Here is a 10,483-nt window from a genome sequence, read left to right on the forward strand (position 1 = left end):
TATTGGCTGAACAGTCGCTGATCTGCGTTATTTTACACTTAGATCTTGCAACATAGCCTCTGGCAGAGCCAGCTCATCATTTTGGTTCACGGCAATACCCTGCTCAATAATATGGCGGGCAATTGCCTGTGCTTCCTCTAACGAGTGCATGCTGTAAGTTCCGCACTGGTACTCGTTCAGCTCGGGGATCTTGTCCTGCGACTCAACCTTCAGTACATCTTCCATCGCCGCAGTCCAGCTCTCGGCAACTCGTTGCTCGGTCGGGGTACCGATCAAGCTCATGTAGAAACCGGTCCGACACCCCATTGGCGAAATATCGATAATTTCTACCTGATCAGAATTTAGGTGATCACGCATGAAGCCGGCATACAAGTGCTCAAGAGTATGGATCCCGCGCTCACTGAGGATATCTGCGTTAGGACGACAGAAACGCAGGTCGAAAACAGTAATAGTATCGCCTTTCGGTGTCTGCATGGTCTTGGCTACCCGTACAGCCGGAGCATGCATACGAGTGTGGTCAACGGTGAAACTATCTAATAGTGGCATTGCTTCCTTACTCCTTGGCCTTAGCACCGGTGATTAAAGCACTCCGATGCATTCATTATTAAAAGTTATATCACACCACGGCAACCCAGCAAGTGGGTTTTGCGATCGCCTGGTAGCCTCTCGCTAGAACGGCCACCAGCTGCGGTTATTTTCCAGCTCTTGGCGGCACTGCTTGAGCTGCCAGCCATAATCTTTGGCCTGCTGTTCAACACGACGAGAAACCTTCAGCAACGTCGGCTTGGACTTATAAGTCCCGCGACGGTAACCTCCCCGACCATCGTGGTAGGCAAGATACTGGTTATAGGTATCCCATTTCGAAATCCCGAGCTGACGCTGGGTTTCATGGGTGTACCAGCCAATAAACATCAATGAGTCGGAAAAATTAGTGCGGGAGCCACCATTTCGTGTTGCCTTTTGATAATCAGACCAAGCCGGGTCCTGCGCTTGCGCATAACCATAGGCGCTACTGACCCGCCCCCATGGGATAAAGCCCAGCACATACTTTTTCGGCGGTCTGGCATCATGACGAAAACTACTTTCCTGCTTCACAAATGCCATGGCAACCTGCATCGGTGTGCCCCACTCTTCTTCCATATCCAACGCGGATTTATACCATTTCGGGTGCTCACGGAAGATATTGCACAAATTGTTTTGATCTTGGGGAGGGGGCGTCGCACAGCCGGAAAGAATCGCTGCAGCACTGAGGAGAAGTGCCAAACGGCAATACCTCGATTTAACAAACTTAAATGGGGATTGGGCAAACATGGAACTTCACGCCATCCTTGTGGTCTGAATCTATGATAGTTAGCTAATGGCGACTATCATCCCTGCGAAATGAATTATCGGGCAGCAAGGTCGCTGCCCTCTTTTTTTATTTTATATCAGCAAAATACGCATCAAGAAAAGCATCAAAAGACAGCTCATCGCTGTTTTCGATTAGCTTTTGCCGCTCAACAGATTCCGCCGCTTCCTGCTCGAACATATCCGAAGAATAAAACTGATACTGGCGTTCATTCAAACTTGCGGCATGGGCTGCTGCCAAGCTTTGCCCCACCGAACCAATTCCGTTATTTTCACGGAGCGCATCAAGCAACTGTGCCGACAGGGTCAGCTCGGGCTGTTCAATCCAGGTCTGCAGGCGAGCCAATGTCTCTTGATAAGCATCAGAACCGGCAGCGGCATCCATGGCCTTGGCTACATCGGCAAGCTCAGCAAAGACACGGGTACCCCAATCCTGAACTGACAAACGCTCACCATTACAGCCGATTTTCAGCATGAGATCCGGGTTGCGACCATCGAGAACCACACGATTCCAGTTATCACGCCAGCACGCCAGCTCTGCGTCATCCATCGATGCCGATGGCGACAGCACTGCCCAAGTCAGGAACATATCCAAGAAGCGCACCTGATCAGCAGTAATACCGATTGGGCTGAATGGATTCACGTCCAGTGAACGAACTTCAATATATTCGACGCCACCACGGCTCAAGGCCTCAGATGGCTTCTCACCATTTTTGGCAACACGCTTAGGTCGGATTGGCGCATACAGTTCATTTTCAATCTGCAGCACATTGTCATTCAGCTGGCGGTATTCACCATCAACTTTTACCCCGAGTTTGGCAAACTCAGTCGATGGCGTGCGGATTGCCTTTTTCAGGCCATCCAAATATTGCTCCAAGCCATTAAAGCCAATCTTCAGCGAGCTTTGTTCATGGTTGGTATAACCCAAATCGCTCAGGCGAAGCGCCGTGGCGTTGGGCAAAAAGTAGGTACCGCATCCGATCTTCTCGAAATCCAGTTTCGATTCGGTATTCTCGAGGAAAGATCCACACAGTGCCGGGGATGCCCCGAACAGGTAAGGGATCAGCCAGCCAAAGCGGTAGTAGTTGCGGATCAAACCGAAGTAGGCGTCAGAAACCGCATCTTGTCGCTCTTGTTCTGGTTGCTCACCAAACAGTGTGTCCCAAAAACTATCCGGAAAAGAAAAGTTAAAGTGTACCCCGGAAATAACCTGCATGATGCTGCCATAACGGCGCTTCAGGCCTTCACGGTACAAGGTTTTCATCTTGCCGCTGTTTGAGCTGCCGTACTGGGCCAAGTTGATGTCATCTTGATCACCGACCACGCATGGCATCGACATCGGCCAGAGTTTTTCATCGCCCAGTTTGCTGTAGGTAAACTGGTGGATGTCACTTAGCTGTGACAACAGGTGATCAACATTCTGAGAAACCGGCGTAATAAATTCCAGCAATGGCTCGGCAAAATCTGTCGTCACCCATTTGTTAGTCAACGCTGATCCCAGCTCCGCCGGATGAGGCTCGCTAGACAGTTTGCCATTTGGGGTAATACGCAAGGCTTCGCGCTCAAGACCTCGCCCTAATAGGGTCAGGGCATCAGGATTAGCCGCAACCTTTTGCAGCCTCTGTGAAAAATCCATCACTGTTATTCTCAATCATCAACAACTCAGTCCGGTAGATTAATCATAATTGATACTGATTACCATGATTATTGCATCGAAACTCTTTTACCTATGAGTAACAATCACAACTAACGGAATAATAGTAAAACTCAATTCAAATAATAAAGCCGGCACAAGGCCGGCTCTCATCGGTTACATATTTGGCGAAAGTGCCCTTATCGGCAAACCGAGGGTCTCGAGCTGTGGCTTCAAGCTGGCAGCATCACCGACCACAATGATCTGGTAATCAGCCGGGTCAAACCACTTTTCCGCCAACTCATCGATGCGCGCCTTGGTAATAGAGGCAACGATTTCATTGCGGGTATCAACAAAGTTTTCCGGTAGCGAGTAGGTCAAGATCTGGCCCAGCAACTGCGCCTTCTTGCTTGGGGTTTCATAGTTCAGGGCATCTTTCTGTCCCACCGCCAAGCGCATGAAGCTTAGCTCTTCGTCCGTCACCCCTTCACTTGCCATTTTTTCAAGCTCAGCGAGAAATTCCTTCACCGAAGGCAGTGTCGCATCCGCTCTTACCTGGGCGTAATACACCGATAAACCAACTTCCTTTCCACCGCTCTGATAACCGCCTGCACCGTAGGTGTAGCCTTTGTCTTCACGTAGGTTAAGGTTAATCCGGCTATTGAAGTTGCCTGCGAGGTTGAAGTTTGCCAACTGAGTTTCGTACAGTTCACCGGTTGCATCGAACGGCAAACCTTGACGGGCAAAACGGATCACCGTTTGTGGCGCGCCCGGCTTGTCCACCAGCCATACGGTTTGTTTTGGCATCGCTGGCATTGCCGGCGTCACATATGTCGGCTTGGGCATCCCCTGCCAATCGGCTAAAAAGCCCAGTGAAGACGTCAACTGTGTCTTATCAATATCACCCACGACCACAATATCCGCACCATTCGGGGTGTAGTAACGACGGTAGAAAGCTTTGACATCTTCTAGAGTGATAGACTCCAGCGAGGCTTTAGTTCCCTCCGGTGGCAAACTAAATGATGTACCACCAAACAACACTTCACGGGTTGCCTGTCCGGCTAACCAAGCTGGGCGCTGGTGTTCATAGATTATCCCTTCAAGGGCCTGCTGCTTCACGCGGGCAAAATCAGCCGGATCAAACGCAGGCTGGAACAAGCGCTCCTGCATGATATCGAGCGTTTCCGGCAGGAACTTGGTTAGAGAGGTGACAGAAACCACCGTGCCATATTTTCCCGCCGAGAAACTGACCGTACTGCCCAGGCGATCCAAACGAGAAGATAACTCCTCAACTGTCGATTCCTGTGACGCCTCAGCCATCATACTGGCCGTCATCTTGGCCAAACCTGCCTTGCCTTCCGGCTCAAAGCGGCGACCTGCCGGGACGACCATCTGGATTTCCACCGTGGGTGTCTCGCGGTACTCGGTACCCAGCACCTTGATGCCATTGGCCAACTCGAACTGGTACAGCTCTGGCATTACCGCCTCAACAGGAGATGACGGCTGTGGCATCACTGTACGGTCAAAATCATCTACGGGCTCACGCATCTGCTGTTGTAATTTTTCCTCAGACACTTTGGTGTATTCAGGAATAATACGCGGGGGCGGGGTAAAGTTAGATTTTGCCGCCTCAATACTGGTGCGCCCTCTTGGCACCACACTCAATGTCACACTCGGATGACCATTGAGGTAGCGCATATACACCTGCTCCATACTCGCCGTTGTAACAGAGCGTAAGTTATTCAGCTCGGTTCCAAGGTAACCCGGGTTATCAAAGAAGGTTTCATAGGAAGCAAGCTGCGATACTTTACCGCTGACGCTCTGCAAACCGAAGATGGCATTTGCTTCGACCATGCCCTTGAGCTCTTCCAGCTCTTTGGTTGACACGCCGCGCTGCTCCAGACCATCGAGGATAGCGGTCACTTCTGCGCGAAGATTTTTCAGATCACCTGCTTTGCCGCTTTGACCTATAGCGTAGACATACATGGTACACGCCAGCTCTGCACAGTCATGGAATGCGCCCGCATCCACGACTTTGCCGGTTTTCACCAGATTCTGGTACATCAGGCTGTTTTTGCCTCCACCGATGACCCGAGCCAGCATATCGAGCGACGCTTCATCATCCGCACCGTTATACGACGTCGGCCACGCCATCAGTAACATCGGCTGCTGGATTTTGTCTTCCAGCGTCAGGTACAGATCGTTTTCCAAAGTAACGGGCTGCTTGGCCGGTTTTTCAACCTCAGGTCCACGCGGGATAGAGCCGTAGTACTTATTGACCCACTCAAGTGTCTGCTCAATATCAATATCCCCCCCTATCGTCAGGGTGGCATTGTTCGGGCCATACCAACGCAGGAAGAAGGCTTTGAGATCATTGACGTCAACACGGTCGAGATCTTCAATGTAGCCAATGGTCTGCCATGAATATGGATGGGTGCGAGGGAATAAGGCTTCACCCATGCGTTCGTAGACCAAGCCGTAAGGACGGTTCTCGTAACGCTGGGCACGTTCATTTTTGACCGTCGAGCGCTGGATCTCAAATTTACGCTGAGACACGGCACCGAGCAAAAATCCCATACGGTCCGCTTCCAGCCATAAGATTTTCTCAAGCTGGTTGGCCGGTACGGTCTGGAAATAGTTGGTTCGATCACGATTGGTCGTGCCATTCAGTGTGCCACCGGCCTCGGTGATCAACTTGAAATGCTCTTGATCACCCACATGCTCCGAGCCTTGGAACATCATATGTTCGAAAAAATGGGCAAACCCCGACTTACCCAGCTCTTCGCGGGCAGAGCCAACATGGTAGGTCATATCAACATGGACCAGCGGATCCGATGTATCCTCATGCAGTAACACTGTCAGCCCATTGGCCAGTTGGTATTTAGAATACGGGATAACCGGTGTGTCAGATGACGCCCCAGGTTTGACTTGTTCGACGAATGTTACCCCTTGCGGCAACTCGGGCGCCCCGGCCTGTTGAGACTGTAGTTGGCTACAGCCTGCAAGAGAGATCAGCGCAATCCCCACTATCCACTTATGCACTTAATGCCTTCCTTATAATAAACCTTGGACCAGTAAAGCCAGTACGGTATAGCGCGCCGCTTTTCCCACCATGATGATGAAAAAGCTGAGCCAATGGCGCATCCGCAACCAGCCTGCGGCCAAACACAGCGGATCACCAATCACCGGTAACCAGCTGAAGAATAACGACCAGTAGCCGTATTTTTTTAGCCATAGTAATGCTTTATGACCGTGTTTTTCTTTAGAAGTTTTATCTGGCAGCAACCTTCCCAACCAATAATTGGTCATGCCGCCCAAGGTATTGCCGATTGTCGCCACGACAACCACCAGCCAAATCGCATTATCCCCCAGCTTTATCGTGGCTATCAGATTGGCCTCTGACCCGCCCGGCAACAAGGTCGCACTTAAAAAACCGGTGGTGAATAACACCCATAAGGCTGATTCGCCATTAAATAACTCTAGCATTTATCGTTCTAGTTGATTGATATGTTTGCTGTACCTTACCCGATCTGAGGGTAAAAAAAACGGGCTACCCCGAAGGATGCCCGTTTTAAATTGTTGCGATATTTTGCTGTCAGGCGACTTAGCCAACCAATGCCAGTAAGATACCGGCTGCAACCGCCGAGCCGAGTACACCGGCGACGTTTGGCCCCATTGCATGCATCAACAAGAAGTTCTGTGGATTAGCTTCCAGGCCGACTTTATTAACCACACGGGCAGCCATAGGGACAGCTGAGACCCCAGCAGCACCGATCAGCGGGTTAATGTCTTCTTTGCTAAAGCGGTTGAGCACCTTAGCCATCAGCACACCACCACCGGTACCGACACTGAAAGCTACCGCGCCCAAGACCAAAATACCGAGAGTTTCGAAGCGCAGGAACTGCTCTGCCGCCAATTTCGAACCGACCCCCAGGCCCAGCATGATGGTCACGATATTGATCAGCTCGTTCTGTACCGTATTGGACAAACGATCCACCACACCGGATTCACGCATCAAATTACCCAGACAGAACATCCCAACCAACGGCGTCGCAGCAGGCAGGAACAGGATAGTCATCAGCAGGACAGCCAGCGGGAACAAAATTTTCTCGCCTTTGCTAACGTCACGCAGTTGCTGCATCTTGATCTGGCGCTCTTCCGGCGTCGTCAGTGCTTTCATGATCGGCGGCTGGATGATCGGTACCAACGCCATGTAACTGTAGGCGGCTACCGCAATCGCACCGAGCAAATCGGGGGACAGCTGGCTGGCCAGGAAGATCGCCGTCGGGCCATCCGCCCCACCAATAATGGCGATCGAGGAAGCATCTGCTAGGGTGAACTCCATACCCGGTACGGCATTTAGCAAAATGGCACCGAATAAGGTAAAGAAGATCCCGAACTGAGCTGCCGCGCCGAGCAATAAAGTTTTCGGGTTGGCTATCAGCGCCCCGAAATCAGTCATCGCCCCAACCCCCATGAAGATCAACAGCGGGAAAACACCCGTTTCGATCCCAATGTAGTAGATGTAATACAGCAAGCCACCCGGCTCGGTGAAACCGGCGTTGGGAATATTGGCCAAAATCGCACCGAAACCCATTGGCAACAGCAGCAAGGGTTCAAAGCCCTTGCGGATCGCTAAGAACAACAGGCCGGCACCGATCAGCATCATAAACAGCTGACCAAGTTCAAAATTGGCAATACCCGTCTCGTTCCAGAGAGTTAATAATCCGTCCATGGTTCCCTCTTATGCCAGACTCAGGATCGGCGAACCGACGGCCACTGAATCACCTTCTTTGACATGGAGATCTTGCACAGTACCGCTACGAGCGGCACGGACTTCGGTTTCCATTTTCATTGCTTCGAGGATCACCAATACCTCACCTTCAGATACCTGCTGCCCAGGCTGAACATTGATCTTAAAAATGTTCCCGGCCAGTGGTGCAGGTAAGTCTTCGGCATTACTTGCTTGTGGCGCAGCGACAGGTGCAGATGTGTTGGCGGCTGCAGGCTCAACCGAAGTCAGCTCACCACTTGGGCCGACTTCAACGTTATAGACCTGACCATTTACTTTCACACTGTATGCTTCTACCGTGGCCGCCGAACTGGTTACGGGAACAGGCTGCTCAGCAGCAACTTCCGGTTCACTGCCCGGGGCAGGCTCAAATGCCTCAGGGTTTTTGCGGTTTTTAAGGAAATTCAAACCGACCTGCGGGAACAGGGCGTAAGTCAGTACATCATCAACCTGATCTTGAGCCAGATCGATACCGTCCGATTTTGCCTTGGCCAGTAAATCCGTCGTTAAAACGTCCAGCTCAGCATCTATCAAGTCTGCCGGGCGACAGGTAATTGGCTCACCGCCGTCAAGTACTTGAGCTTGCAGCTCCGCATTGACTGGCGCAGGTGCCGCACCGTATGCCCCTTTGAGCACTCCGGCGGTTTCCTTACTGATGCTCTTATAACGCTCACCGGTCAGGACATTCAATACCGCTTGGGTGCCAACAATCTGTGATGTCGGTGTCACCAGTGGAATGAAACCCAGATCTTCACGTACGCGTGGGATCTCTTCCAGCACTTCATCAAAACGATCCGCAGCACCTTGCTCTTTGAGCTGGCTTTCCATATTGGTCAGCATGCCGCCGGGAACCTGGGCCAGCAAAATACGGGCATCAACCCCTTTGAGGCTACCTTCAAACTTCGCGTACTTCTTGCGTACCTCGCGGAAGTAGCTTGAAATCGGCTCCAGCTGTTGCAAGTCCAAGTTAGTATCGCGCTCGGTTCCCTCCAGCATTGCAATCACGGTTTCGGTTGGCGTATGGCCATAGGTTTGGCTCATAGAAGAAATAGCGGTATCGAGAATATCGAGCCCGGCTTCTACCGCCTTGACAGCGGTGGCCGTCGAAAGCCCTGTAGTCGCATGGCAGTGCAAAGCCAATGGCACATCACAGGAGGCTTTGATGCGCTTGACCAACTCTTCCGCTTCATACGGCTTGAGCAGTCCAGACATGTCTTTGATACAAATAGAATGGCAGCCGAGATCTTCGAGCCGCTTAGCCAGATCGGTCCAAGTATCAAGATTATGGACCGGACTGGTGGTATAAGAGATGGTGCCCTGTGCATGTGCGCCGACATCAACGGCGGCCTTGACCGCTTTTTCAAAATTGCGGACATCATTCATCGCATCAAAAATGCGGAATACATCCATTCCGTTAGCGTGGGCTCGTTCAACAAACTTCTCGACCACATCGTCAGCATAGTGACGGTAGCCCAGCAGGTTCTGGCCGCGCAGCAGCATCTGCATCGGGGTTTTGGGCATCGCTTGCTTAAGCAAACGCAGGCGCTCCCACGGATCTTCGCCCAGGTAGCGGATACAGGCATCAAACGTTGCGCCGCCCCAGGTTTCCAACGACCAATAGCCGACATCATCTAGCTTCTCGGCAATAGGCAACATATCTTCAATGCGAAGACGAGTAGCGAATAACGACTGGTGGGCATCACGTAACACAACGTCAGTGATCGCTAATGGCTTGGACATGCTCACAAACTCCTTGTAAAAAAATTCTTCCTAAAAATCACAATCTCATTGCAACAGTAATACTGTCGCTTATGCCTTCTGGTCACGGTAGCGGTGTACCGCCGCTGAAATAACAGCAACAACCTCTGGCTGAATGCCATTGTGATTAACGGCAACTGGTGATGACTGGCTAGATGCCGGTGCACTCGGTGTCTCTTTCGGCGCAATTTTGGCCAACAGCTGCACTAAATAGATCAAAATACTGAGAAACAAAAAAACCACGACCATACCGGTAACCATGATCGTCGCCGCTTCCCACAGCAAAGGACCTAAATCTGCCATAATGCTTCCCTTCATTAATTTGTAATAGGCGCGTTAACAAATACCACGTTAAGTAAATTTATGTCAAACTGATTAACAATAAGCCAATCAATGGTGGTTATTTGGTCTTTTTCTGAGGGTTTGGTCGTAAAATTACAAAAACTCTCTAAAAGAACAGTGAAAACACAATGAAAACACACGTTTTTTTGTCACTTTCCACCCTTTCGGTACCATCACTTTCACCCTCCCTCTATGAAGAGTAGCAGCTACTGCCCCCCCTATCTCTCATTACGTTTACGTAAACATAGTCAGCGATAACGTAAATAAACAAAGTCCTTGTTTTGTATATGATAACAGTCGCTCACAGGAAGCGGTGACCAAGACCAAACAGAGTCATCTCCTGGTCTTTTGAGTCATTCGTTGAATGGACAAGATAAATGGGATAATACCAATCTGGATAAGTAGTTGATCACGTATTCATGTAGGTTGGTATAAATCAATCAGAGTAGATATTTGATGGCGGGTGCAGATAGAAGGGCGTGGTGTAGCCAGAAGTACAGATAGAAAAAAAGCCCAGCCTAAGCTGAGCTTTTAAATAATGGCGCGCTCGGGAGGATTCGAACCTCCGACCGCCTGGTTCGTAGCCAGGTACTCTATCCAGCTGAGCTACG

The 10,483-nt window shown here is 50.7% G+C and carries 8 protein-coding genes; all 8 read right to left on the reverse strand.

Translation table 11 applies throughout. The annotated features are described in order from the left end of the window. Positions 1-27 precede the first annotated feature (27 nt). The 8 genes from luxS to NHN17_RS05330 all read right to left on the reverse strand — a co-directional run bounded on the left by luxS (position 28) and on the right by NHN17_RS05330 (position 9,833). Complete coding sequence (luxS, locus tag NHN17_RS05295) at positions 28-546, reverse strand: S-ribosylhomocysteine lyase (RefSeq protein ID WP_255041088.1); 519 nt, start codon at positions 544-546, stop codon at positions 28-30. Positions 547-669: 123 nt separating this feature from the next. After that, the gene (locus NHN17_RS05300; RefSeq protein WP_255041089.1) at positions 670-1,311 is read right to left on the reverse strand and encodes a transglycosylase SLT domain-containing protein; all 642 of its coding nucleotides are present in this window, start codon (positions 1,309-1,311) and stop codon (positions 670-672) included. 106 nt (positions 1,312-1,417) lie between these two features. Then, positions 1,418-2,986, reverse strand: a complete 1,569-nt coding sequence (gene gshA, locus NHN17_RS05305; RefSeq protein ID WP_255041090.1) for a glutamate--cysteine ligase — start codon at positions 2,984-2,986, stop codon at positions 1,418-1,420. A 171-nt stretch (positions 2,987-3,157) separates the two neighbouring features. Further along, positions 3,158-6,022, reverse strand: coding sequence for a M16 family metallopeptidase (locus NHN17_RS05310; protein ID WP_255041091.1), 2,865 nt, complete (start codon positions 6,020-6,022; stop codon positions 3,158-3,160). Positions 6,023-6,034: 12 nt separating this feature from the next. Continuing rightward, entirely contained in the window at positions 6,035-6,466 is a 432-nt protein-coding gene (locus NHN17_RS05315) for a YqaA family protein (protein ID WP_255041092.1), read from the reverse strand. Positions 6,467-6,584: 118 nt separating this feature from the next. Continuing rightward, complete coding sequence (locus tag NHN17_RS05320; RefSeq protein WP_255041093.1) at positions 6,585-7,715, reverse strand: sodium ion-translocating decarboxylase subunit beta; 1,131 nt, start codon at positions 7,713-7,715, stop codon at positions 6,585-6,587. 9 nt (positions 7,716-7,724) lie between these two features. Then, entirely contained in the window at positions 7,725-9,512 is a 1,788-nt protein-coding gene (oadA, locus tag NHN17_RS05325; RefSeq protein ID WP_255041094.1) for a sodium-extruding oxaloacetate decarboxylase subunit alpha, read from the reverse strand. Positions 9,513-9,581: 69 nt separating this feature from the next. Beyond that, on the reverse strand, positions 9,582-9,833 hold the full coding sequence (locus tag NHN17_RS05330) for an oxaloacetate decarboxylase subunit gamma (RefSeq protein ID WP_255041095.1): 252 nt from the start codon (positions 9,831-9,833) through the stop codon (positions 9,582-9,584). Positions 9,834-10,483 lie beyond the last annotated feature (650 nt).

The organism is Photobacterium pectinilyticum (assembly GCF_024357955.1).
In the GTDB taxonomy this organism is placed as follows: domain Bacteria; phylum Pseudomonadota; class Gammaproteobacteria; order Enterobacterales; family Vibrionaceae; genus Photobacterium; species Photobacterium pectinilyticum.

Excerpts from the sequence above, each read along its gene's own strand:
- luxS (WP_255041088.1), bottom strand. The coding sequence starts at position 546 with ATGCCACTATTAGATAGTTTCACCGTTGACCACACTCGTATGCATGCT.
- NHN17_RS05330 (WP_255041095.1), bottom strand. The coding sequence starts at position 9,833 with ATGGCAGATTTAGGTCCTTTGCTGTGGGAAGCGGCGACGATCATGGTT.
- NHN17_RS05315 (WP_255041092.1), bottom strand. The coding sequence starts at position 6,466 with ATGCTAGAGTTATTTAATGGCGAATCAGCCTTATGGGTGTTATTCACC.
- NHN17_RS05320 (WP_255041093.1), bottom strand. The coding sequence starts at position 7,715 with ATGGACGGATTATTAACTCTCTGGAACGAGACGGGTATTGCCAATTTT.
- NHN17_RS05300 (WP_255041089.1), bottom strand. The coding sequence starts at position 1,311 with ATGTTTGCCCAATCCCCATTTAAGTTTGTTAAATCGAGGTATTGCCGT.
- oadA (WP_255041094.1), bottom strand. The coding sequence starts at position 9,512 with ATGTCCAAGCCATTAGCGATCACTGACGTTGTGTTACGTGATGCCCAC.